This is a genomic window from Mitsuokella sp. AF21-1AC (assembly GCF_003458855.1).
In the GTDB taxonomy this organism is placed as follows: Bacteria; Bacillota; Negativicutes; order Selenomonadales; family Selenomonadaceae; genus Mitsuokella.
The window spans coordinates 1-23,679 of the sequence record NZ_QRVW01000017.1 but is presented as its reverse complement, the minus strand read 5'-3'; the positions used below and the strand labels follow the sequence as shown (position 1 = coordinate 23,679).

Sequence of the window (23,679 nt, the reverse complement as noted above, 5' to 3'; positions counted from 1 at the left end):
CGACTATGGCTAGATATACGTATGATGAGCCGACGAACCGTGAAGACCTCACGGACGTCATCACCAATATTTCGCCGACGGATACGCCAATCACGACGATGATCGGCAAGACGAAGGCAAAGGCAACCTATCACGAATTCCCTGAGGATGAGCTGGCGGCGGCTGCCGTGAACGCTCATATCGAGGGCGAGAAGGATGTGGCGGCAGATGCTCCGGCGCGCACGCGCAAGGGCAACCACACGCAGATCATGAAGCGCGGCTACTCGGTCACGGCGACGCAGCAGGCGGTCGATAAGGCCGGCGTTTCGGATGAGCTGGCCTATCAGATGCTCAAGGCAATGAAGGAGCTCGGCAAGGACCTGGAACTCGCCATCACGACGCAGAAGACGGATGCGGCAGGCTCCAAGACGGTAGCGCGCACGTTCGCTGGCATCCCGGGCCTCGTTACGACGAACGCCAAGACGGATACCAAGGTGACGATGAACGTCATCACGGACGCCCTGCAGGCGGCCTGGGAGCACGGCGGCACGCCGTCGAAGCTCATTGTGTCCGGCACGAATAAGCGCGCGGTCTCGGCGCTCACGACGTCGAACACGAAGAACATCGACGCGGCGAAGAAGAAGGTCGTCGAGGCCATCGATGTCGTCGACACGGACTTCGGCCGCATCGAGATTGTCGCCTCGCGCTTCCTCGATGACAAGACGATGTTCGTTCTGGACCCGTCTTATCTTGCGGTTGCATGGCTGCGCCCCTTCACGAAGAAGATGCTGCCGGATGACAGCGACGGCAAGGCTGGCGTAATCACGGGCGAGATGACGCTGGAGCTGCGCGGCGAGTCCGGTCAGGCCATCATCACGATTGGCGCATAAGGATAGTCCAAGAGGGCGGTCTCCCGCCCTCTTTTTAGGAGGTGGGTACAGTGGATGAGAAGGTATATGACCTTACAGATGCCGGCGATACGGAGAAGACGTACTTCGTTCGACATGACGGGCGGGATCATATCGTCAAGGCGGGATGCGATGACGACGTCCTGCAGCAGAATTATGAGGATCGCAAGACGGATGGCTTTGATCCTACGCGCTGCTTCCGCCGCGTGGCGCATATCGACATGGGCACGGTGCGCATCCTGGCTGACGTCCAGCACGATGCAGATGCCAGGGCATATCTCGAGGTCCATGATACCGCCGCCCGCGACCGCATGATAAGGCGCTACCCGGAACTCTTCAAGGCCTGCTCGGGAGGTGTTTGAGATGACGCCGAACGATATCATCCTGGCGGTCCGCATGGCGCCGGAAATCAAGGACATGGATGCGGCGCACTACAGCGACTACGATATCCTGCAGGCGCTCAACGAGGTGGCGGCTTACCTCTACAATACTTTGGCCGAGCAGACGAGCAGCCTGCTGGATAAGCGAGCGGAGCTCCAGAAGGTGGAAGACGATGGTGAGGGCTTCGCCTTGCCGGAGGACTTCCTGCAGATCGTGAGCGCCTACGACGGGGATGCACGCACTATGGAGCCGCAGACGAAGGACGGGGAGCTCACGGAGCACAGCTACCGCATCGTCGGGGCGAAACTCTGCACCAAGAGCAAGGCCGTCACGCTAGTCTACAAGCCATTCTTCGTTGACCTCACTATGGATGACCTCGAGCAGGATATGGACCTGCCGCCTTTCTTCAAGACGCTGATCAAGAAGGCGACAATCCTCATCCTGCAAGGAAGTGGTCAGCAGGATACGGCTGTCATGCAGCTCATCGCGGATGGCGTGGCGAAGGTTGTCGGCAACATGGCGTTCTCACGGATTCCAGATGTGCACAGCTGGGCGGAGGTGGTATAGATGCAGGTGACGGAAGCAATCAATCGCATGAGAGCATCTATGCATGACATATCCAACGAGTATGATGACGCCGCGTGTATTTTTGCTCTCAATACGGCGGTACATGACCTGACAGCGCTTCTTGCTGCGGCGCACTATCCTGATTTGATTGAGGAGAAAGATCTTGCGGAGGGAGATATGGTTCCGGACGGATTCTTCCGGACGTGTGGCTTGTATCCAATCCGTATTACGGGCGGTACGGTACATCTCTTGACAGATGCAGAAAAGGCACATATCCGCTATTATAAGATGCCCGCGGATATGGCACGTACAAGCTCGCTGCCGTTCCGGCTCAGTATCTTGAATAGCCTGGCTATTAAGATTGCCATCAAGATATTGCTCAATGAAAACGAGTTTGATATCTCTCAGGATAGTAGCATCCAGAGCGAGATCGCACAAGCGCTGCAAGCAGGAGTGGGGTGATGCCATGCGTTTGGCAAGCAAGCACGCAAATGTTCAGAATATCCGATATGCCGATTTTTCGGGTGGCCTGAACACGACGGATGCCGTAGAGAATATTGCTGACAACGAATTATCTCAGGCTGTAAATGTCGAGATCTACAAAGGCCAGCTCAAAACGGTTGCCGGTGATAAAGCCGTATACAAGGACACATCGGTAGTATTTGACGGTATTATCTATGACAGTATCGAGGATAAGCTCTTGCTGGTCGATAGCGACCGTAAAGTATATCTGCTTGATGACGGCAAACTCACGAGCAAGGGTATATTGACTGGCGCAGCAGAAGTGCAGTATGCAGCTTGGGAGGATGGTGTTATCATCGCTTCGGGCGGCAAGCTGCAGTATTATCATGGCGGCACGCTTGAAACCATTGCAGACTCGCCTGATGTTTCGCGTGGGTGCTTTATCAAGAATGGCCGCATCTGTACTTTTTATGACGATGTCCTCAAATTTTCGGGTGTCGGAGATGAAACGAATTGGACACAGAAATCCGATGATGCCAGCTCCAGTCAATGGCTACAGGTCGGGTATAAAGATGGCGGTGATATAGTCGGGGTAACGTCACTATCCAGCGATATGCTGATCTTCAAAAACAATCGTCATGCATACCATCTATCCGGATCTTATCCCGATTGGTCCCTATCTGAGATTGGTCGGCAGATTGACTGTAAGACATATCATGCTTGCATCGCGCTTGCCGGCAGCGCCTGCGTACTTGGCGAGACCCGAGTGCAGGCTGTTCTGACGACGAATCGCTACGGCGATATGATGGCGACTGATATCGGGCAAAAGGTCTTTCAGGATATAGAAACCTTACCCGCCAATGTGAGACTGCGGTATATTCCGAGCCTGAATCAAGTATGGATTATCTCAGGCATGGCGTCTTTCCTCTTTTATGATGCAAGCACAGGCGGTTGGTTTAGGCGGAAGTACAATGCCGGAATTGTTGATGCTGTAGAAGCAAATGGGAAAGTCTATATCTTAAAGCTGCACGGCTTATATGTATTGGACGATACGATTCAGGACGATGATGGCAGTGATATGCTTTGGAAATTTCAGCTTAAAACGCTGACATCGAACCATGATATTCTTGTCAAGCATGTATGTGCCGATACGACGCCTTTGCATACCACTTATGCGGATGAATACATACGTGTGGGAAATGTTGTTATAGGCATCAAGCAGCCACAAAGTGCGGACTGGATATATAAAAATAGTGAAACTGTTTATTCAAGCCGGCGGTCTATCGCGGCTACACCGGGCAGGGCCTTCTTTACCAATTCCGAAGATGTGTGCTTTAACTTTGAGAAGATTTATGCAAGCAGTATGCCGCTTGTAGCGCAGGAAGCGCTCAGGAGTGAAACGCGGTGTGTGGATCACGAGAGGAGCGTGAGTACGATGCTCTGGGGTCGTGGTGGCGTGACTATCTTTAATTCAATATCTTATGATGTGGTGGAGGTGTGAGAATGGCAAAGCTAGCGGAGAAGAATATATTGGATTATCGCATTGGCGGTGATACACTCAATGAATTTGCTTTGAAATACATGTCCGAGATGCCGAGAATCTATCAATTTCTCAATAATATCCGGACGCATAATTCTGACGGCAGTGAGCAGGTCGAACCTGAGCCCTATCAGATCAAGGTAGAAGATGATAAATTCTACGTGCGTAATAAGGCGAATGACAACTGGCTGTACCTTTTTGATGTTGCAAAGAATGGTGGCATGCGCTCTGATTCTTTTGGTAAGCAGTCGGCAGGCAGTCTTGCGAGCCGCCCGCAGACAGGCAATACTTCCGGCGATGTGTACTGGGACACAGATAACGGTCGCATATATATGTGGCAGTCTGATGCGTGGCATCTCATTCTAAGCCTGCACGTTGAGGACCTTGTCGGCTACGAGAATGTGCTCACGAAATCTGATCTTGCAGAACCCGCATCCGGCACATTGGCGACTACACCGAACAAGCTGGTACGGCTTAATGCGAATGGCGTCATGCCTGTCAATGTAGCTGGCAATGCAGGACAGCTCGCGGGCGTGAATGTGGAAATCGATAATCTTCAAGATGGCCAGGCGCTCACCTATCGTAGGGCCTCGAATGTGTGGCATAACGAGAATAAGGGTGTTGTCGGTGCTGGCAAAGCCTTGGCGATCAAAGATGGCGATAAGCTTATCGCTGAGTTCTCTGGCGATGAACCCGTCGAATTTGATACACAACGTACGGCGCATAATAATAACGAGGACGCCCACGCTAAAGCCTTTGCGAAGCACAATACGTCCTTAGACGCCCATGCCAATATCTTTCAGAAGGTACAAAGCATTGCGGCGGCGCATATGTATAATTTCTATTATCGTAGCGGCCAGTTCCAGGCTGATTCGACGACGCGCACGGCGCTTGTGTCTCCTACGTATATCCTCGTCAATGTTGGCGGCAATGGCTATGAGTCAAAGGCGGCTATCACATTGGATATTTCCAAAGATGCAGCTTGGGATACGGACGCACAAGAGTGGCAGGCATCGCACGCTTATGCCGTCGGCGATGTAGTCTATCCGACATCCGGGCATACGACATACTACTATCGATGCACAACCGCAGGTACGAGCTCTACTCTTACACCGTCCTTCCCGACGACAATAGGCAGTACGTACAATGACGGCAACGTCGTCTGGGAGTGCCAGCTTGACTACACACAGGCCGTTAACCGTAAGGGGAAAGACTTCTACGTCTATGCCTGCGCCGACGGCGATGCGCTGAAGCTGGTCGTATCGCCGAACAGTACCGTGCCGACAAAGTATACGGCGGATAGTTCGCGCAAACTGGGCGGCTTCCATTGCTTGTGTGCGGACGTCGGTACTATTTCCGGCCACACGCTCTCCGGCTACGTCGCTGGCGATATTCTACCGGCGTCGGTGTGGGACCTCAAGTTCCGCGCGACGGCCGAGAATGAGGGCATGGTATGGGACGGCAGTCAGTGGGTCGATATCTATCTCGACTCTTGGGATGGCTCCAGTCTCGTATCGTCCTACGGCGGCGTTGCTGCTGATGGCGAGAGCACGAAGAAATTCCACGGCGAACTTTTTGTCGAGGAGTTTGCGAAGGTCAAGAAGCACCTGATATCACGTGATCAGTACGTCGCTTTCGCGAAGGGGTCCAATGAGAAAACAAACATCAAAGGCTCAGCTGACGCAAATACGACGGGCGGCCATGTAGACACGGCAGGCAGGCGCATGATCTCGAACATCGGCTGCGAGGACTGCTGCGGCTGGATGTGGCAGTGGACGTCGGATATCAGTGGCCACCCGAACTACTACTCGAACGACAGTAGTGGCGGCCATATGTCGGATATGCAGGGGAGTACCTCGCAGACCACCAGCACAGAAGGTAGCCATTGGCTGATTGGCTACGGATGGCAAGAGGATGGACGCAGTGTTGCCAATATCAACGTTGACGGCTCTACGAACATCTACGGCCATTCTTATGGTGTGCTGACCCGTGCTCTTGTCGGCGGTGACTGGGGCGCCGGGTCGTCGTGCGGCTCGCGCTCGGTCTCTCTGAATCTCTTGTCGTCTCTCCGGTATGACGGCCGCGCGGGGCGGGGCGCGTCTGAGCCGAGGGCCGCTATTCTCTAGTCGCGTGGCCCGGCGGGACGCCGGGTCGCAGGTCGAGCGGCTTGATTTTTTTTTGATTTTATCCACATGTCTGTAATAGTCCATCTGGACTTTTTATAGAGGGCTTATGTACCGCCCGTGCTCTTGTCGGCGGTTCTTGGGGCGACGGGTCGTCGTGCGGCTCACGCTCGGTCAATCTGAATAACTTGTCGTCTAACCGGAATGACGACAACGCGGGGCAGGGCACGTCTGATACGGGAGATAAAAAGCGTCTAGCCAAAATCCCTCGGCTGGGTGCATGAGCCTTGGCATAGCCAAAATACACAACGGGAGACGGGGTGGGCTAGTGTAGCCTATGGCGAACGTCCGCCCCATTAAAGTGAAACTATGAAACGATATGGTAATTTCTTTACAAAAATAGTCGATATAGAGAATCTACAGGAAGCCTACTACAAGGCGTCCAAAGGGAAGCACTGGCAACGGAATGTCCGGATGTATGACGCTGACCCGATGCCGTGGCTGATGAAGCTGAAAGAATCGCTGGAGCAGGGAACCTTTCATACGGCGTCGTACACGACGAAGCAGATTTATGAGCCGAAAGAGCGGACCATCTACATCCTGCCGTTCTATCCCGACCGCATCGTGCATCACGCGGTCATGAACGTGCTGGAGCCGGTCTTTGACAAGCTCATGATCTACGACAGTTATTCATGCCGAAAAGGGAAAGGACAGCACGCGGGGAGCAAGCGATGCATGGATATGGTGCGGCACAACCGTTACTGCCTCAAGTGCGATATCAGCAAATTCTATCCATCCGTGAATCATGAAATCCTAAAGAAGATACTACGCCACAAGCTCAAGGATGAAAGACTTCTGGCTTTGCTGGATGACGTGATTGACAGCACGCATACGGAGACGAACGTGCCAATCGGAAACTACTTGTCGCAATGGTTTGGCAATCTCTACATGAATGAGCTGGACACATACGTCAAACAGCACTGGCATGTCCGTGACTACATACGGTATTGTGACGACTTCTGCTTCTTCTCGAATGACAAGGACGAGCTGCGGAGAATCCGAAATGAGCTGCCAGGCTATCTTGCAGGCACGCTGAAACTGATGCTCAGCAAGTGCCAGCTTTTTCCGACCGCGCAGGGCGTGGACTTTCTCGGCTATAGGCATTTCCCTCGGTACATTCTCGTGCGCAAGAAGACAGCCGCCCGCATCCGCAGGCATCTCCGCGAGACGATGCACCTCTTGAAGCAGGGGCGCATCTCACCGGAGACGGCAAAGGCTAAAGTAGCCAGCGCGAAGGGATGGATACAGCACGCCAACGCCCATCATTATGCGATTGCCAATCATATCGACGAGCTTTGGGACGAGGTAAGCAGCTATGCATAAATTCAGCGATTTCGCCAAAGAGGAAAAGGCGATGGATGGCGACAAAGTGAGCATTAGTGAGCTTTTCAACAAGACCATCGTCGTGCTGGCTTATCGGAAATTCGAGTCGCGGGCGGTCAAAGGAAAGAACTGTATCGAGATTCAATTCAAGCTGGACGACAAGATTGGCGTCACCTTCACGAACAGCGCTGTGCTCGAACGACAGCTGGACACGTTCAAGGACATGATGCCTTTTGAGGCGTCCATCAAGAAAATCCATAACTACTACACGTTCACGTGAGGAGGCATAAGCATGGTAGGATATCCGCATACACTGAATACAAGAGAAGATTATCTGTTTGTGAAAGCAAATTTCCCGAAAGAGAAATGGCAGGGCGATTTTCAGGCCCTGCTTGACAGCATGTACCAGTGGTACAACGTCGGTACGATTGCTGATGAGTCTGCAGGTACAGTAGACGATACACATAAGATTGTCATCGATGAAGACCGCAATACCAGCGCGAAGACCTACTACCAGTACGAGAAAAAGATTGACGAGAACTGCAAGCTCTTGCGGCTGGGGTTCACGGAATCGGAAGTGAAGGCGGCGCTGGCATGATGCGGACTTTTAAAGAATGGAAAGCCTGGTATGAATCCCATGCGGAACCGGCTGATCCTATCGAAGGGGCTTCGCTCTACTTCGAGCCCGCACACGGCTTCTTCTATTACAAGGTTTTCCCGGGCGGGGTGCTGTACATCGACCATTTTGCCACGGATGACTACCAGTATCTGTTCCGAAAAGCAAGGGAGAGGGCGCGGTGCCTAGGGTGCCGCGAGGTGACGACGCAGACGTTCCATCCGGCGAAGGCTTATGCGCGGCTCTCGAAGGCGCATCTGGATTTGAAGTACAGCACGCGCGGGGCCAACGGGAAGTGGTACTGGGCGTTTACGGAGGTTTTGAATGATGTGGAAGGGAATCGAACTTGACTGCTTTGGCATGCCAATCAATCCTATCTTGAAGAGAGGAAGGCCGCGCATGAAGAAGGGTGGCGGCAGTAAGAGCACGACAACGACAAGCAGGGTGATTCCGGGGCAGACTTGGAATGAGGCTTACCTCGAGAATGGGCTCATGGACTATGCGAAGAGCGGCCTAAATGGTGCGGGCGGCATCATGAGCAAGGCGCTGCAGTCTATCGACCGCCAGTACAATCCGGATTGGACGAGGCTGGCGGGGGACTACAACGGCACGATGGGCCGCGTGTCGAGTGGCTACAATGATTTGCTCGCGGGCAATCTGCCAAGCCAGTTTGCGGATGCACGACGCAAGGCACTCAACGATGACCTGCAGGCGACGGTCGGCAGCTCGGTCAACAATCTGGCCGGGCGCGGCGTGATCAACAGCTCGGTCATGAGCAAGGCGCTCGATGATATCTCGGAAGACGCGGCGAGCCAGCTGGCAAAGTCGTACGCGTCGGACCTCGGTACGTACTCGGGCCTGCTTGGCAGTACGGCATCCAACGCAAATCAGGTTCTCGCGGGCAATCAGCTAGCACAGCAGGCGTCAGAGACGCCGACGAACAGTCTGTTTGACTATGCGGCGGCGCTGGCAAATCCGGCGAGCAATATGTACAACACGATGTACTCGGGCCGCATGGGCACGGGCAGTACGTCTACGACGACGAGCGGTGGTAACGGCAACGGCATCTGGTCGACGATCGGCACGCTTGGCACAGCGTTCATCCTCTGCTTCGCGGGGGATACGCTCGTCACGACGCCGGACGGCTATGCAAAGATCCGCGATATCAGGCCGGGGGACATGGTACTCTCGCTGGACGAGGATAATGAAGTCACGCCGAAGCGCGTCGCCTCAATCACGGGCGGCCATCTGCGCGACATTGTGGATGTCTACTTTGGTGACGGCACAACGTGGCACACGACGGCGAGACAGCGCTACTTCGATGGCAAGCACTTCGCCAGCATCGACAGCGCGCATCATCCGCGGGCCGTCGTCTTCCAGGGCAATCCGGTCGAGGTGCTTGGCGTAGAGAGGGACACGGGGCGCAAGGAGCTCGTGTATGATCTGACGCTCGAGGGCCCGGCAGAGCGCAATATCTTCTTTGCCAATGATGTTGCAGCGGAAGGGATGGGTGATTAAATGGTTTCGATGTTCAATCAGCAGGCACCGCTCTCGCTGCTGCAGGCGGCGCAGAATATGGTGCAGGGCCCCGCTGCTACGACTCCACAGGCGCAGCCCGGCTACTTCCGGGCACTGCCGTACCTCATGGCGGAGCAGGGGCTTACGCAGAACAACGGCACGCCGCTCGGCGCGCTGGCGCAGGTCCTTGGCTCGTACTGGATGAAGGGAGCGATGAAGTGATGGCGGGGACAGGAAACAGCTACTGGACGGGCGGCTGGGCCGACGGGAGTCCGAACTTCATGCGGGGCATGCCGGGCACGATTGGCGCGCAGATGAATGGCGGCAACTACGGCCCTGTACAGGCACTCGCGGATATCCTCGGAGCGTACTGGCAGAAGCAGGCGTATGAGGGGGCCATCGGCTATGCCTCGTCGCCGGAGATGAAGCAGGGCCTCGACAAGATGACGGAGCCGGTCTATGAGAAAGTCGATATGCCGCCCGAGCAGTACGGCGACAAGGAGATGCAAGGCGCGGTCCAGTCGATGCAGGTCGGCGGCCAGCTGCCAAACCCGGACTGGCTCCACAAGAACACGCCCGCTTTCGAGCTGACGCCCATCCAGAAGATGGCATCGGGGAGCCAGTCGCTCATCCAGGCCGCGACGGATCTGGCGAACACGGCACAGCAGCCATCCGCGGCGACGAAGGCGAAGCTCCAGTCGCAGTATGATGAATTCGCCAAGAACCAGAAGGAGCATCCAGAGTGGTTCGCGGGCAACACCTACACGGGTGGCGACGAGAAGGCGCGCGTCAAGGCCAACCTCGACTATGCGCAGGGCCGCGCGGAGGCGGACAATGCTTACAGCGCGCGCACGGGCCGCTTCAAGACGGGGCTCGAGCAGTACGGCTACACGGGCAAGGCAAGGGCGGCGTCCTTTCAGGAAGTCAAAGAGCGGGCGGCAGACCTCAAGGCAAAGGCCATGCAGGCGGCGCTGCGCCGCTATGGCGTCCGCGGGGCGCAGATGGCGGAAGGGCTCATCGACTCGGCCATCCAGGACCGCCTCAATGCGTTCGGCGGTGCGACGATGGCACAGGCCCGCGTACCCATCGACAAATTCCTCGCGCAGAATGCGGATAACCTCAACGACCCGAAGGTCTTTATGCAAGCCGGCCGCATGATGACGGACTACAATATCGCCGCCAAGCAGATGGGCCAGCCGGAGTTCGACACGTCGCTTTTGACGCAGCTGCAGAAGATGGGCGAGGTATCTGTCACGAAGTCGAACCAGGGCGGTTACACGAGCTGGGTGGCCGTCAAGAAGAACGGCGGCAGCTTCGGCGTCGACAAGGATGGCAAGCCCGTCTATGCCGTGCCAATCATGAAAGAGGCCAAGACACCAACTTGGAAGGAACAGCAGGATGTTGACCTCAAGAAGGCAGGACTCATCGAAAATATTCGTACACATAAAGCCAATGAAGGCCTGAAAGCAAGAGATCTTGATGAGAAGCACAGGCATAATGTTGTGACGGAGAATAAGCCGACGCGGAGCGGTGGAGGCTCTTCCAAGTCTGGTGGCGGAAGTGGTGGAGCAAATTTCAACTCGAAGAAGGTTGAATCGAAGGTAACAGATATGCTGGCGCAGGGGCAGACGCCGTCGCAGGTCAAAGAGCAGCTTCTGAATGCGGGTATGAGCGAAGAGCAGGCAGATGCCTATCTGCCACCTTCGGCTATTGAATACTACCACAATGTTTGGGGCGATGATGCGCCGGAATGATAGGAGATTGAATCATGGCAGATGAAGCAGTCAATAATTTTCTTGGAACAGACAGCGACCCGTCTGTCCGTGGCTTTTTGGAAGCGACAAAGGACGTGCCGGATTCTGCCGACATGGACCTCAGCGACTCGGATGATGCGGGCGATTCGGGCAGCACGGCGGATGCAGTGGCCAGCGTCATGGCGGGCCTCGGGCAGGACCTGCATGATATCCTGACGCTTGTCGGCGGTGTGCAGCAGGACCAGAGCAAGATGCAGATGGACTATGCAAAGGGCGAGTCACAGACGGTCGGGGATATCGGCGACGCCATTGCGGACCACTACAACAACACGACGTACCACGAAATCCTCAACAATGCGACGGACGACAATGGCAGCATCACGCCGGAGTCAGCGGCGCAGGCGGAGAATGGCGACAACAGCGGAGCAGACCCGTTGCAGACGGAGGAGGAGAATATCCTCGCGCATGTCGGCGACCCATCATATAATCTGAACAATCAGCCGCAGGATACGCTACAGGCGAATCTGCGCCGAGATGTCAATGACTGGGGCAATGACCTCTATCAGGATGCATCGAAGCTGGCAGGTACAGTCTATGATGAGCTCACGGCCACAAGCCTGCAACAGCTCCAACAGCTCGATGACAAGGCGGGGCAGAATCTCTGGGATGTTTACAGCGACGTCGCGCGTCCGGCCGGTATGGTGGCCATGACGCCGCTCGTGCCGGCACAAATCCGAGCCATTGCCGGTGCAGTCTTTGCACCGAAGATGATCTCGGACACGGCAGACCTCTACCTCGGCCACGGCACAGGCGAGGACGGCGGTCAGGGTGAGGGCGGCCTCGGTGCGGTCGTGCAGGGTATGGTCGTGCAGCCGCTTAACCAACTCATTACGGATATCAGTAATCCGGAGCAGCTCGCCGAGGACATCAAGTCACATCCGGCCAATATCTGGGATCGCGTGCTCATGCCGGCCACGTTGGCTGAAGGCGGCTATCACGGTGCGCGTGCCTTGGGCCGCGGGGCGGTTGGCCTGAAGAACCGCGTGCAGAATGTCTGGGAGAAGGCGGACGAGGATGTCGATACGACGCCGCCACCCGTCGAGTCGGCGGAGGATATTGTCCAGGAAGCGGACAATGCGGCTGCGGAGTCGGGCGGCTATGAAACCGGTGACGACGGCACGGTCCACATCGATACGGGCCACGGCGATATCGATGCCTGGATTGATGATGCGGCGGCGCAGTATGATCTTGACCCAGTCATCCTGCACAAGATGGCACAGCAGGAGAGCCGTCACGGTGAGCGCGATTCCAACGTCATGCAGGTGCTCGACAGCACGGGGAGGGCGATGGGTTACGACGATGTAAGCGACCCACGCCAGTCCATCTATGCCGGTGCCAAGTATCTGCGCACGATGCTGGATCAGGACGGCGGCGACTACAACGCGGCTATTCGCGACTACAATGGCGGTGGCGACCCGCAGTACTTAGAGCATGTCATGGGCCAGCCGGACTATCAGCCAACGTCTGGCGGTGAGGGCGGCGGCTACGTCGTGCCTGAGACGGCAGAGTATACGCTCGAACCCGGCGTCAACCACGAAGGCTTCGATGAAGGCACAGAGGCAAAGCTGCGCCTGCTCGACAAATGGTATGCCGAGGAAACGGGCGGCGAGCATCTCGACATCTCGTCGATGCGTGACGGCACGCACAGCGACCCGAATCATGCGGCAGGCAAGGCTGCAGATATTGTCAACGACCGCCTGACAGACCCAGACTTTCGTGCGAAGTTCACGGAGAAATGCCATGAGCTCGGCTTCAAGACCTATGACGAATTCGACCGCTCGAACTGGACGGAGAACACGACGGGCTACAACTTCCACATCTCGGATGATGGCACGCCGCTCTCCAATCTTCGCCGCGGTCGCAGCAGTGACGCAGAGGATTCGTCCTGGCTCGATGACGACAGCTCCAGCAGCTCTGCCGCTGAGCCGGACGAAGAAGGGCCTCTCCGCGATGTTGAGGGCAATCCCATCTATACGGATGACGAGGGCGTGCAGGAGCGCACAGACGAAACTGAGGCCGCCCGCGCGAAGGCTGAGACCGAAGACCTGCAGGAGGCCAATGCACCGGCAAAAATCAAGTGGGGCGAGGGCAAGACGGCGCAGGACGCGCTCGACCTCGACAACTATATCGAATCGCTGGAGCAGGAGCGCCAACGCATGATTGACGAAGAGGTCCGGCTGATGCAGGAGAACCCGGGCGGCAAGGGGGTAGACATCGGCTACACGACGGATGACCGCGGCAACATCAACGGCCGCTGGGCGCAGAGCAACAATCCGCAGTGGTATCAGGATGCCTATAAGCGGCTGGGCCGCAAGCCGACGAAAGCCGACCTTCCCTTCCTCGCCGAAGACCGCCTGCATGACGTCGAGGAATTCGATACGCTCGACCGAGAGCTCAGTCATATGCGCGTCCTGCGCGACTACATGCGCGAACATCCGGAGGAGAGCTTTGACCGCGCTATGGATCAGACGGATGCCGGCACGCTGGTGCAGGGTGAGAAGCAGATAAAGAAAGGTCGGACACGCGAGGAAGAGCTGACTCAGCAGCAAGATGATGCTCGTGTTATCCGCGGCGATGAGGCGCAGCGCAACCTGGCACCGGGGCACATCTATAAACAGGCGAACAAGCTGCGCAAGGTCATGATTCGGGATATAGCGAATCATGATTTTACCAATAAATCGACGGGGATCGTAGCGCGGCTCAGCAAAACCGGGATAAAGAAAATGCTCTCCGCAAGAGCCATTGCGAAATCTATCCGCAATGGGTTCTCTGGCGAAGAGCATATCCAAGCCGTGTCGGAAATCCGACGTCTATTTGAAGATGCAATCCTATCGGAAAGCCATCCCGATATTCATGAAGCAAGAGATATCAAGGCAGTCCAGCGTTTTCGGGTTCGACGTGCCAATGGAAGCATCGCGAAAATCACGGTGAAGCAGTACCACGATGAGAAAATCGGACGCCGCATTTATACCTTAGAACTCGAGGCATTAGAAAAGCCCGAAGGGTTAACGAATGTTCCCGGACAACATTCCCCTTCGAGCTCTGGGCCTCACGTCACAGAACACCTGAGAGCCGGCACCGCAGGCGACCGTGAGGTCCTTACTTCAAGTGTATCGCAGCCTCGGACAAATGTCAACGAGAATCCGCTCGTCCAGGGCGAGTCCAATGCTCCGGTCAAGCTTAAGCCCGGCGAGCGCCCTGCGCCGGTACCGGACCGTGAAGGCCGGCTGCCTACAGCTACACTCGGCCCGAAGAAACCGAAAGGCCATTTCAAGGGCAACCGTGTCACGCGCGAAGAAATCTTCGAGCGCGCGCGGGAGCTCTTCGGCACGGTCCGTACGGGCCGCACGGGGAGAGGGCTCAACGGCCAGTACGACCGTGGCGCGGATGTGGCCCGCACGGCGCAGTATGGTCAGTTCGATACGATGTGGCATGAGATTGGCCACAAGATTGACCTGCTGCTCGGCCTCACGGACAAGGCCGGCCATACGTATGATGCAGAATTCAAGCATGTGCTGGACCGCAAGTATCCGGATGGCTTTCTTAATCACTATCGTTTGGATGAGCTGCAGCCGGAGGGCATCGCGGAATTCCTCAAGGAATACATGCACGACCGCACGGAGGCAAAGGCGGACTTCCCGACGTTCTACGACTTCTGGGAGAAGGAAGTCGGCAAGGACAAGGACCTCGCCGCCCGCGTCAGCGAGATGCGCGAGATGATGGATGTCTACTACAAGCAACCGCTCGGCGCGCAGATTCTCAGCACCATCCACAGCGACAAGCCGCCTACAATCCGCGAGAAGATCCAGAAGGTCCTCGACAATATTATGATCAACTGGGTCGATGATAAGTGGGGCATCAAGAAAGCGGAGCAGATGGTCGAGCAGATTATCGGGCGCAAGCTCAGGCCCGAAGAGTCAGCCTACACCTATGCCCGCATCGCCAAGGATAGAGGCGCCAGCGCGGCCATGCAGCTCCTGACGGGCGAAGATGCTGAGGCCGTGACGAAGGCTCTCAACAAGATTTACGGCGGTGTGCTCAAGAAAGAAGTCACATTCCCGATGGTACTGGAGAAAATCCAGAAGCTCGAAAAATCGAACAAGGATTTCTTGAAAAAGAACAATTTCAAGGATTATCAGGAAGCACTCAGCGCTTATCTGATTGCCCGCCGCTTCATCGAAGTGCATGACCTGAAAGCCAAGGGGCACAGGAACTACCAGATGCCGCGCAGCTATGACGAGTACAAGCGATTCGTCGACAGCGCCCCACAGGGTCTCAAGGATGCGGCGCAGGATATCTACGACCTGAACCGCAATATCTTGGCCATCATGCACCACGAGGGGATGCTCTCGGATAAGCTCTATGCGAAACTGTTGGCGGATCACAAACATTATGTCAGCCTGGCTCGAACCTTTGAGGATGATGCCGGAGCGTCGCAAGGCTTCGGGGCCTCGGACAGCTTTATCAATGTCTCGAACAACATCAAGAAGCTGACAGAAGAGGGTTCGGTGCGCGACGTGAAGGACCCGCTGCAGACCATCCCGCAGAATATCGCGCGGTCGCTCATCGCGGTCGAGCGCAACAAGGTAGCGCAGAAATTCGTGGCGCACTCAGAGCTCTACGGCACGGGCGGCGTCATCGAGAAGGTCAGCGGAAACGCAAAGCCAAAGGACTCGTCTTTTAACGTCTGGCAGCATGGCAAGCAGGTCACGTATGACACGACGCCGGAAATCTATCAAGCGATGCAGAGCTTGAAGCCGGACGGTATGGATAATCTGACGCATCTACTTTTGAAGATGCCATCCAATGTGATGCGCGCGGGCGCAGTCGTCTACAACCCTGCTTTCCTCGCGAAGAACCTCGGGCGCGATCAGCTTACGGCGTATCTGAATTCAAAGTATGGCTACAAGCCTTTCCTTGATATGGCGAAGGGTATGCTGCATCTCCTGCGCAAGGATGATATGTACCATGAATTCGTGACGTCCGGCGCTCTGATGTCGGCCATCACGCAGGACGCGAAGACAATGGTGCCGGAGCTCGCCAAGGCGTATGCCAAGAAGGGCATGCGGAGCAAGATCTTCAAGGCCATCAATCCGGCGGTATCTCTGCCGGCTCTCTCGGAATTCATCGAGCAGAGCACGCGCATGGGCCTTTATGGCCGGGCACGCAAGCACGGCGCGACAATCACAGAGGCGACGATGGAGGCGCGCGAGTCGACGCTCGACTTCGGGCGCGCGGGCCGCATGGGGCGCAAGTGGAACCGCTACATTCCATTCTTCAACGCCGTCATCCAGGACCCCGTCATTTTTATGGAACGCATCCGGGAGAATCCGGCACGCATGATGAAGCGCTCAGCGCCCATGATTATGGGGAGTCTGGCACTCTACGCTATCATCCAGTCGAATGAGCAGACGGCCGCCGAGTATGATGAGATGATGCCCTATGAGAAGAACATGTTCTGGAATGTCCCGGTCCCCAAGTGGGTGTCCAAGACGGGATGGGTCCGCTACCCGAAGCCCTTCGGCCCAGGCTTTCTCTTCGGCTCTCTGCCGGAGCGCATTGCCGACATGGTCAAGGGCAAGGACAAGACTGGCAAAGGCATGAAGGAATGGGCCAAGGGATTCCTTGAAGGATTCAACCCGGTATCCCTGCCGCCTCTCATCCAGGCGGTCTATGAGTGGCAGGCCAACTACAGCTTTTTCCGCGAGCGGTCCATCGTGCCACAGCGTGAGGCGAAGCTACCGGAAGAGCAACAGTATGGCCCGACGACGTCGGAAGTGGCGAAGTTCATCGGCGAGCATTTTGGCCTGTCGCCGCGCAAGGTCGACAACCTCGGCCAGAATCTCGCGGCCGGTGCCTGGACACAAGGCAACAATCTCATCGACACGCTGGCCGGTCGCAAGGGACGCAACCTCAATCCACTCAAGTCATTGACGGTCGACCCGTACAGTGCACCGCAGTCCATCCAAGATTTTTATGATCACATGGATAAGGCCGAGTCCAGCTACTACGGTGAGATGAACACGAAGGGGCATCCTACGGCCAAGACCGAGTACAATCACAAGCTCATGTATCATGCGCAGAAGCAGATGAGCGACCTCAACAAGAAGGAGCGGGTGGCTCTACAGAAGGGCGACCAGGATGCCGTCGATAAGATCAACAAGCAGCAGCTCAAGGTTGCCCGCGATGCGCTGAAGATGTATAAGGAGTAATCACATGGACCATAGCGGTAGACCTCCGCCGATGCCGGGGAAAATGCAGATGGAAGGAACATGGAGATTGGATATGAATCTTTTAGAACGACTGACCAAAATCGAGACGCAGGTGGATGCCCTTGTCACGTCCGTGCAGGAGCTCAAAGAGAAGATTGACGTCTTGACGCCTGACGTCGTCTCGGCAATCGACTCAACGAAGTCCGCGCATCATCGTATCGATGAGTTTAAGCGGGACGTCTGCTGGACAATCGGCATGAGCACAACGCTCGTCGGCATCTTTGCGAGCGTTCTGACATGGGCGCTTGGGAGGTGATGCGTATGCATGTGACAACAGACATGATCGTAGGCACTGGCCTCATCATAGCCCTGCTCGCCGCCATCCTCTTCGGCGGCAGTACAGAGCTCCAGACTACTTTGGGGAGTGGCCTCATCGGCTACCTTGGGCGAACAGCGATCGAGAATAGAAAGGATGATTTGAAATGAAGGTATTTATCAATCCTGGCCACGACCTCGACTACGACAGCGGCGCTGTCAGCCCGAGAACGGGCCTGCGCGAGTGCGATGTAGCGGCTCACGTCGGCGCGCTCGTCAAGCATTATCTCGAGGCCGCTGGCTGTACGTGCGAGCTGATGCAGAGCGACAATCTCGCGCCGACGGGCGAAGGCCGCAGTAGATATGCGGATCGGCAGGGCCTCACGGTCACAGAGACCGCAAATGAATGGGATGCAGACATTTTCGTCAGCATCCATTGCAATAGCGCGGAGGCAGAAGAGGCCTGTGGTACCGAGACCTTCGCCTATGACTTGGACGGTGGCGAGGGCGAGAAGCTCGCGACGTGCATCCAGGACCAGATTGTGGATGCGCTCAACACGGTAGACCGCGGCGTAAAAGCAAACCCAAAGCTTTTTGTCCTCAGATATACGGCGATGCCGGCCGTGCTCGTCGAGCTGGGCTTTATCAGTAACGTTGGCGACGAAGAGCTCCTGACAAACCGGCAGGACGACTTTGCCCGTGCGATTGCCCGTGGCGTAACAGACTACGAGCAGACGCTCGCATGAGTCGCGTCAGATGGGCTCCGCGAAAAGAGCGCGAGAAAATGGAACGCTCAGCGGCTCGCGAGGAATGGCGCGGCCTCATCAAGATCGAGGACGTGCCTGCCTTTGGCCGCTGGCTGACCGATGAGCGCCATGAGTGGATGGGGCAGTCGCCCGACGCCGGGGAAGTCCTGCGCGTACACAAGTATGGCATGACGCGAGTCGTGCGCTGGGACGGGCACCAGACGAGATGTGGGCGGCACATGATGGCGCTCTGGTATACTTTTTGTTGTTTCCGAGATGAAGGAAAGGATGATTGAAATGTCGAAATGGACTGATGTAAGAGATAATGTAGTCGATGCACTGCATGTAGACGATGTGACCGAAGATGTCAAGCAGCGTGTCACGAATACAATCCTGAGCGGGGTCATGCCCGTGATTGAGAATGCGGTGGATAGCTTCTGTGCAACGACCAAGGAACAGTCGAAAACCGAATCCGGCTGGTGCAAGATCCGCGATGGTATCGTCCTGCCGCTTGTCATGCAGGGCTGTGTCTACGTCGTCAAGCTCGTGCTCAGCAAGACCGTAGCGCAGACAGCGACAGCCTGACCTTGTCTGCATTTTGTCTGCATCTCTTGCAGACAAGTCCCCGATGCAGTATGATACAGTATAGACTCAGTGCTACAGAATCCCTTGCGGCACAAAGCTTACAGGGTATGCCGTGGTCTAGTCTGATGCGTGGCTTACAATTCGTCGAGTTTAAGTGATTTTCCGAGCCATTTCAGGTGAGCAATTGCTGTTTGCCTGGGATGGCTCTCTTTTGTTTTATGGGATATGATATAATGAGGGTCCGGACCAGATTCAGGGGTCATGGAGAAGGGAGGGATTCTTGTGACGTTGTTCCTGGAACAGCTCATGGCGCTCATCGCGATTTTATTCATCGTGGGAGGCGCCTGCTATGCTTATCGGAATTACCGGCGGCAGAAGAAAAACGGGCGGGATTGATTGCTAGGGCCCGCGCGGAAATGATATAATAAACTGTGTAAAATTTTTTACCCCAGGTATACAGGAGGCGTAGATACAGAATGGGAAAAGCTTTAATCATTGGCTGCGGCGGTGTGGCAAGTGTGGCCATCCACAAGTGCTGCCAGAATTCGGATGCATTTGAGGAGATCCTGATTGCTTCGCGTACGAAGTCGAAATGCGATGCCCTCAAGGAGAAGCTGGAAGGTACGACGAAGACGAAAATCCAGACGGCTCAGGTGGACGCGGATGACGTCGATGCACTCGTGGCTCTCATTGAATCGTTCCAGCCCGATGTCGTGTTGAACCTTGCCCTGCCGTATCAGGACCTCCACATCATGGATGCCTGCTTGAAGACGAAGACGAATTACGTCGATACAGCCAACTATGAGCCGGAGGATACGGCGAAGTTCGAGTACAAGTGGCAGTGGGCTTACCGTGAGCGCTACGAGCAGGCCGGCATCACGGCGCTTTTGGGCTCGGGCTTTGACCCGGGCGTCACGGGCGTGTTTGCCGCCTATGCGCTCAAGCATCATTTCGATGAAATCAACTACATCGATATCCTCGACTGCAATGCCGGCGACCACGGCTATCCGTTCGCGACGAACTTCAATCCGGAGATCAACATCCGCGAGGTTTCGGCTAACGGCAGCTACTGGGAGGACGGTCACTGGGTCGAGACGAAGCCGATGGAGATCAAGCGCGTCTACAATTTCCCGGAGATCGGCCCGAAGGACATGTACCTTCTGCATCACGAGGAGCTCGAGAGCCTCGGCCTCAACATCCCGGGCATCAAGCGCATCCGCTTTTTCATGACGTTCGGCGAGAGTTATCTCAACCATCTCAGATGCCTGGAGGATGTCGGCATGACCTCCATCGAACCCATCGAGTTCGAAGGGAAAAAGATTATCCCGCTGCAGTTCCTCAAGGCCGTCCTGCCGGATCCGGCCAGCCTCGGCCCGCGCACGAAGGGCAAGACGAATATCGGCTGCATCTTCCGCGGCAAGAAGGATGGCAGGGACAAGACGTATTACCTCTACAATGTCTGTGACCATCAGGAATGCTACAGGGAAGTCGGTTCGCAGGCCGTTTCCTACACGACGGGCGTGCCGGCCATGATCGGTGCGATGCTCGTCATGAACGGCACCTGGAAGGGCCCCGGCGTCAAGAACATCGAGGAGTTCGATCCGGATCCCTTCATGGAGGCACTCAATAAGTGGGGCCTCCCCTGGAAGGAAAGCTTTGATCCGGAGCTCGTCGATTGATGGCGGCCCCGGTAATGAAGCGCGAGTGGCTTGAGGTGCCGACTCCTTCGTATGTCGTGGAGGAGGAGCTGCTGCGCCGTAATCTTGAGATTCTGCACGAGATTGAGCAGGATACGGGCGCACATGTTCTGCTCGCGCAGAAATGCTTCTCGATGTATCATTTCTACCCGCTGATCGGCCGGTATCTCTCGGGGACGACGGCCAGCGGCCTTTTTGAGGCTCGCCTCGGGCATGAGGAAATGGGAAAAGAGAACCACGTGTTTTCGCCTGCCTATAAGGAGGAGGATTTTCCGGAGCTCGTGAAGATCTGTGATCACATCGTGTTCAATTCCTTTGCCCAGTGGCGAAAGTTCGGTCCGCAGGCACTGCGGGCAGGAGTCTCGTGCGGCCTGCGCATCAATCCGGAATGCTCGACACAGGATCATGCCATTTACGATCCCTGTGCGGAGGGCTCGCGCCTTGGCGTACGGCTGCGCGACTTTGATGAAACGCAGCTTTCGGGGCTCGATGGCCTGCACTTCCATACGCTCTGCGAGCAGGGAGCCGAGGCGCTCGCCGTGACGCTTGAGGCCGTGGAGGAAAAGTTTGGCAGGTATCTGCCGCAGATGAAGTGGCTCAACTTCGGCGGCGGCCATCACATCACGAAGCCGGGCTACGACATCGCGCTCCTGAAGCAATGCATCCGCAGGATGCAGCAGAAGTACGGCCTGACCATTTATGTGGAGCCCGGTGAGGCCGTGGCCCTGAATGCCGGTTTCCTCGTCGCTTCCGTGCTCGACATCCAGGAGCAGAATGGCATCGCCATCCTCGATACGTCGGCGGCCTGCCATATGCCCGATGTCATCGAGATGCCGTACCGGCCGCCTGTCGTGGGCGCCGGTGAGCCGGGGGAGTTTGCGCATACGTATACCCTGGCCGGGCCGACGTGCCTGGCCGGCGATACAATCGGCACGTATTCCTTCCGGGAGCCTCTGGCCATCGGCAGCCGCGTCATCTTCGGCGACATGGCCATCTACACGATGGTCAAGAACAATACGTTCAATGGCATGCCGCTTCCTGATATCATCGCCGTGCATGAGAACGGGGCGTGGGAGGTCGTGCGCCGCTTCGGCTACGACGATTTCAAGAAACGGTTGTAACATTGTAAACCGAGTTTTCAAGGAACGATTGACAGTCGTTCTCCTTTATAGTAAACTAGCAACAATATATTTGAGGCAAGGCCTCGCAGTATTCAAGAAAGAAGGGGTTACGTTGGCATTCTATTTCAAAGAACCATCACACACTTTTGGGGAGTATCTTCTCGTTCCGGGTTATTCATCGGACAAATGCATCCCGAACAATGTGTCGCTCAAGACGCCACTCGTGAAGTTCAAGAAGGGTGAGGAGCCGAAGATCTCCATGAACATCCCGATGACTTCCGCTATCATGCAGGCTGTCTCCAACGACAAGATGGCGATTGCGCTGGCAAAGGAAGGCGGCGTATCCTTCATCTATGGTTCGCAGAGCATTGAAGAAGAAGCTGCCATGGTCGCCCGCGTCAAGAATTACAAGTCCGGTTTCGTCAGCAGCGATTCCAACATCAAGCCGACGACGACGCTCGGTGAGATTCTGGACCTTTTGCAGAAGACGAGCCATTCGACGATGGCTGTCACGGAAGACGGCACGCCGACGGGCAAACTGCTCGGCATCGTCACGAGCCGTGATTACCGCGTCTCGCGCATGAGCCTCGATACGCCGGCTGAGTCCTTCATGACGCCGTTCGAGAAGCTCGTCTATGCCGATGCGGATACGACGACGCTGACGAAGGCCAACGACCTCATCTGGGAGCATAAGCTCAACATGCTGCCGCTCGTTGACCACAACCAGCGCCTGCGCTACATGGTCTTCCGCAAGGACTACACGGACAACAAGGAAAATGCCCTGGAGCTCATCGATGCCAACAAGCGCTATATCGTCGGCGCCGGCATCAATACGCGTGACTACGCAGAGCGCGTACCGGCCCTCTTAAAGGCCGGCGCTGATGTCCTCTGCATTGACTCCTCTGAGGGCTTCTCGGAGTGGCAGCGCATCACGCTCAAGTACATCCACGAGAATTTCGGCGAGGATGTCAAGGTCGGTGCCGGCAATGTCGTCGACGCTGAGGGCTTCCGCTTCCTCGCAGAAGCTGGTGCGGACTTCATCAAGGTCGGTATCGGTGGCGGCTCCATCTGCATCACGCGCGAGACGAAGGGCATCGGCCGCGGCCAGGCTACGGCGCTCATCGATGTCTGCGCAGAGCGTGACCGCTACTACGAGGAGACGGGCGTCTACATCCCGGTCTGCTCCGATGGCGGCATTGTCCACGATTACCACATGACGCTGGCTCTGGCGATGGGTGCAGATTTCCTGATGCTCGGCCGCTATTTCTCCCGCTTCGATGAAAGCCCGACGGACAAGGTCAAGGTCAACGGCACGTACTACAAGGAGTATTGGGGCGAGGGGTCCAACCGTGCCCGCAACTGGCAGCGCTACGATCTCGGCGGCGCGCGCAAGCTCTCCTTCGAGGAAGGCGTTGATTCCTATGTGCCGTATGCTGGCCCGCTCAAGGACAACGTGCATACGACGCTCGCCAAGGTCCGTTCGACGATGTGCAACTGCGGTGCGCTGACGCTGCCGGAGCTGCGCGAGAAGGCCAAGATCACGCTGGTTTCCGCGACGAGTATCGTCGAGGGCGGCTCGCATGATGTCATTCTCAAGGATAAGTTCGGCCGCGAATAATCTTTAAAGATATCCATGATGATAAGATACTGTTCAGATTTTCTGAGCAGTATTTTTTCTTGTGCGCCGATTAGGCATGACAAAACCCCCAGTT

22 protein-coding genes are annotated in these 23,679 nt (G+C 56.2%); all 22 read left to right on the top strand.

What is annotated here, in order from left to right; all coding sequences use genetic code 11:
• The first annotated feature begins 5 nt into the window (after positions 1 to 5).
• The 22 genes from DWX75_RS07405 (at position 6) to DWX75_RS07305 (ending at position 23,585) form a co-directional block, all read left to right on the top strand.
• Complete coding sequence (locus DWX75_RS07405; RefSeq protein WP_118015701.1) at positions 6 to 869, top strand: DUF5309 family protein; 864 nt, start codon at positions 6 to 8, stop codon at positions 867 to 869.
• A 50-nt stretch (positions 870 to 919) separates the two neighbouring features.
• A complete protein-coding gene (locus DWX75_RS07400; RefSeq protein ID WP_118015700.1) occupies positions 920 to 1,249 on the top strand; it encodes a hypothetical protein in 330 nt (109 codons plus the stop codon).
• 1 nt (position 1,250) lies between these two features.
• On the top strand, positions 1,251 to 1,835 hold the full coding sequence (locus tag DWX75_RS07395) for a hypothetical protein (protein ID WP_118015699.1): 585 nt from the start codon (positions 1,251 to 1,253) through the stop codon (positions 1,833 to 1,835).
• Complete coding sequence (locus DWX75_RS07390; RefSeq protein WP_118015698.1) at positions 1,836 to 2,297, top strand: hypothetical protein; 462 nt, start codon at positions 1,836 to 1,838, stop codon at positions 2,295 to 2,297. It abuts the gene before it with no gap.
• A gap of 4 nt (positions 2,298 to 2,301) precedes the next feature.
• Positions 2,302 to 3,798: a hypothetical protein gene (locus DWX75_RS07385; protein ID WP_118015697.1), complete on the top strand. Its 1,497-nt coding sequence runs from the start codon at positions 2,302 to 2,304 to the stop codon at positions 3,796 to 3,798.
• Between the two features lie 371 nt (positions 3,799 to 4,169).
• A complete protein-coding gene (locus tag DWX75_RS07380; RefSeq protein ID WP_147671548.1) occupies positions 4,170 to 5,963 on the top strand; it encodes a hypothetical protein in 1,794 nt (597 codons plus the stop codon).
• A gap of 501 nt (positions 5,964 to 6,464) precedes the next feature.
• Positions 6,465 to 7,343, top strand: a complete 879-nt coding sequence (locus DWX75_RS07375; protein ID WP_199497549.1) for a reverse transcriptase/maturase family protein — start codon at positions 6,465 to 6,467, stop codon at positions 7,341 to 7,343.
• On the top strand, positions 7,336 to 7,623 hold the full coding sequence (locus DWX75_RS07370; protein ID WP_118015694.1) for a hypothetical protein: 288 nt from the start codon (positions 7,336 to 7,338) through the stop codon (positions 7,621 to 7,623). The genes DWX75_RS07375 and DWX75_RS07370 overlap by 8 nt, the downstream gene beginning before the upstream one ends.
• Before the next feature lie 12 nt (positions 7,624 to 7,635).
• Positions 7,636 to 7,941 (top strand): hypothetical protein, encoded by a 306-nt coding sequence (locus tag DWX75_RS07365; protein WP_118015693.1) that lies wholly within the window; start codon positions 7,636 to 7,638, stop codon positions 7,939 to 7,941.
• The gene (locus DWX75_RS07360; protein WP_118015692.1) at positions 7,938 to 8,309 is read left to right on the top strand and encodes a hypothetical protein; all 372 of its coding nucleotides are present in this window, start codon (positions 7,938 to 7,940) and stop codon (positions 8,307 to 8,309) included. Before DWX75_RS07365 ends, DWX75_RS07360 begins: the two co-directional genes overlap by 4 nt.
• 49 nt (positions 8,310 to 8,358) lie before the next feature.
• Entirely contained in the window at positions 8,359 to 9,477 is a 1,119-nt protein-coding gene (locus tag DWX75_RS07355) for a Hint domain-containing protein (protein WP_118015691.1), read from the top strand.
• Entirely contained in the window at positions 9,478 to 9,699 is a 222-nt protein-coding gene (locus tag DWX75_RS07350) for a hypothetical protein (protein WP_118015690.1), read from the top strand.
• Positions 9,699 to 11,231, top strand: a complete 1,533-nt coding sequence (locus DWX75_RS07345) for a hypothetical protein (protein ID WP_118015689.1) — start codon at positions 9,699 to 9,701, stop codon at positions 11,229 to 11,231. Before DWX75_RS07350 ends, DWX75_RS07345 begins: the two co-directional genes overlap by 1 nt.
• A gap of 14 nt (positions 11,232 to 11,245) precedes the next feature.
• Positions 11,246 to 17,503: an LPD38 domain-containing protein gene (locus DWX75_RS07340; protein ID WP_118015688.1), complete on the top strand. Its 6,258-nt coding sequence runs from the start codon at positions 11,246 to 11,248 to the stop codon at positions 17,501 to 17,503.
• Between the two features lie 73 nt (positions 17,504 to 17,576).
• Complete coding sequence (locus DWX75_RS07335) at positions 17,577 to 17,819, top strand: hypothetical protein (protein ID WP_118015739.1); 243 nt, start codon at positions 17,577 to 17,579, stop codon at positions 17,817 to 17,819.
• Between the two features lie 5 nt (positions 17,820 to 17,824).
• Entirely contained in the window at positions 17,825 to 17,989 is a 165-nt protein-coding gene (locus DWX75_RS12125) for a hypothetical protein (protein ID WP_199497547.1), read from the top strand.
• Entirely contained in the window at positions 17,986 to 18,564 is a 579-nt protein-coding gene (locus DWX75_RS07330) for an N-acetylmuramoyl-L-alanine amidase (RefSeq protein WP_118015687.1), read from the top strand. Before DWX75_RS12125 ends, DWX75_RS07330 begins: the two co-directional genes overlap by 4 nt.
• 38 nt (positions 18,565 to 18,602) lie before the next feature.
• Positions 18,603 to 18,860 carry a hypothetical protein gene (locus DWX75_RS07325; protein WP_147671546.1) on the top strand — a complete coding sequence of 86 codons (258 nt, stop codon included), beginning with the start codon at positions 18,603 to 18,605 and terminating at the stop codon, positions 18,858 to 18,860.
• Position 18,861: 1 nt separating this feature from the next.
• Positions 18,862 to 19,149, top strand: a complete 288-nt coding sequence (locus DWX75_RS07320) for a hypothetical protein (RefSeq protein WP_118015685.1) — start codon at positions 18,862 to 18,864, stop codon at positions 19,147 to 19,149.
• Between the two features lie 476 nt (positions 19,150 to 19,625).
• On the top strand, positions 19,626 to 20,828 hold the full coding sequence (locus DWX75_RS07315) for a saccharopine dehydrogenase family protein (RefSeq protein ID WP_118015684.1): 1,203 nt from the start codon (positions 19,626 to 19,628) through the stop codon (positions 20,826 to 20,828).
• Between the two features lie 14 nt (positions 20,829 to 20,842).
• Positions 20,843 to 21,967: a carboxynorspermidine decarboxylase gene (gene nspC / locus DWX75_RS07310; protein WP_369974340.1), complete on the top strand. Its 1,125-nt coding sequence runs from the start codon at positions 20,843 to 20,845 to the stop codon at positions 21,965 to 21,967.
• A gap of 112 nt (positions 21,968 to 22,079) precedes the next feature.
• Entirely contained in the window at positions 22,080 to 23,585 is a 1,506-nt protein-coding gene (locus DWX75_RS07305) for an IMP dehydrogenase (RefSeq protein ID WP_118015682.1), read from the top strand.
• Positions 23,586 to 23,679 lie beyond the last annotated feature (94 nt).

Bases quoted from the DNA above. Each gene is read 5' to 3' on its own strand.
- DWX75_RS07355 (WP_118015691.1), top strand. From the start codon at position 8,359: ATGAAGAAGGGTGGCGGCAGTAAGAGCACGACAACGACAAGCAGGGTG.
- DWX75_RS07325 (WP_147671546.1), top strand. From the start codon at position 18,603: ATGGAACGCTCAGCGGCTCGCGAGGAATGGCGCGGCCTCATCAAGATC.
- DWX75_RS07380 (WP_147671548.1), top strand. From the start codon at position 4,170: ATGTGGCAGTCTGATGCGTGGCATCTCATTCTAAGCCTGCACGTTGAG.
- DWX75_RS07370 (WP_118015694.1), top strand. From the start codon at position 7,336: ATGCATAAATTCAGCGATTTCGCCAAAGAGGAAAAGGCGATGGATGGC.
- DWX75_RS07385 (WP_118015697.1), top strand. From the start codon at position 2,302: ATGCGTTTGGCAAGCAAGCACGCAAATGTTCAGAATATCCGATATGCC.
- DWX75_RS07395 (WP_118015699.1), top strand. From the start codon at position 1,251: ATGACGCCGAACGATATCATCCTGGCGGTCCGCATGGCGCCGGAAATC.
- DWX75_RS07340 (WP_118015688.1), top strand. From the start codon at position 11,246: ATGGCAGATGAAGCAGTCAATAATTTTCTTGGAACAGACAGCGACCCG.
- DWX75_RS07335 (WP_118015739.1), top strand. From the start codon at position 17,577: ATGAATCTTTTAGAACGACTGACCAAAATCGAGACGCAGGTGGATGCC.
- DWX75_RS07320 (WP_118015685.1), top strand. From the start codon at position 18,862: ATGTCGAAATGGACTGATGTAAGAGATAATGTAGTCGATGCACTGCAT.
- DWX75_RS07365 (WP_118015693.1), top strand. From the start codon at position 7,636: ATGGTAGGATATCCGCATACACTGAATACAAGAGAAGATTATCTGTTT.
- DWX75_RS12125 (WP_199497547.1), top strand. From the start codon at position 17,825: ATGCATGTGACAACAGACATGATCGTAGGCACTGGCCTCATCATAGCC.
- DWX75_RS07350 (WP_118015690.1), top strand. From the start codon at position 9,478: ATGGTTTCGATGTTCAATCAGCAGGCACCGCTCTCGCTGCTGCAGGCG.
- DWX75_RS07390 (WP_118015698.1), top strand. From the start codon at position 1,836: ATGCAGGTGACGGAAGCAATCAATCGCATGAGAGCATCTATGCATGAC.
- DWX75_RS07405 (WP_118015701.1), top strand. From the start codon at position 6: ATGGCTAGATATACGTATGATGAGCCGACGAACCGTGAAGACCTCACG.
- DWX75_RS07375 (WP_199497549.1), top strand. From the start codon at position 6,465: ATGAAGCTGAAAGAATCGCTGGAGCAGGGAACCTTTCATACGGCGTCG.
- DWX75_RS07330 (WP_118015687.1), top strand. From the start codon at position 17,986: ATGAAGGTATTTATCAATCCTGGCCACGACCTCGACTACGACAGCGGC.
- DWX75_RS07315 (WP_118015684.1), top strand. From the start codon at position 19,626: ATGGGAAAAGCTTTAATCATTGGCTGCGGCGGTGTGGCAAGTGTGGCC.
- DWX75_RS07360 (WP_118015692.1), top strand. From the start codon at position 7,938: ATGATGCGGACTTTTAAAGAATGGAAAGCCTGGTATGAATCCCATGCG.
- nspC (WP_369974340.1), top strand. From the start codon at position 20,843: ATGAAGCGCGAGTGGCTTGAGGTGCCGACTCCTTCGTATGTCGTGGAG.
- DWX75_RS07345 (WP_118015689.1), top strand. From the start codon at position 9,699: ATGGCGGGGACAGGAAACAGCTACTGGACGGGCGGCTGGGCCGACGGG.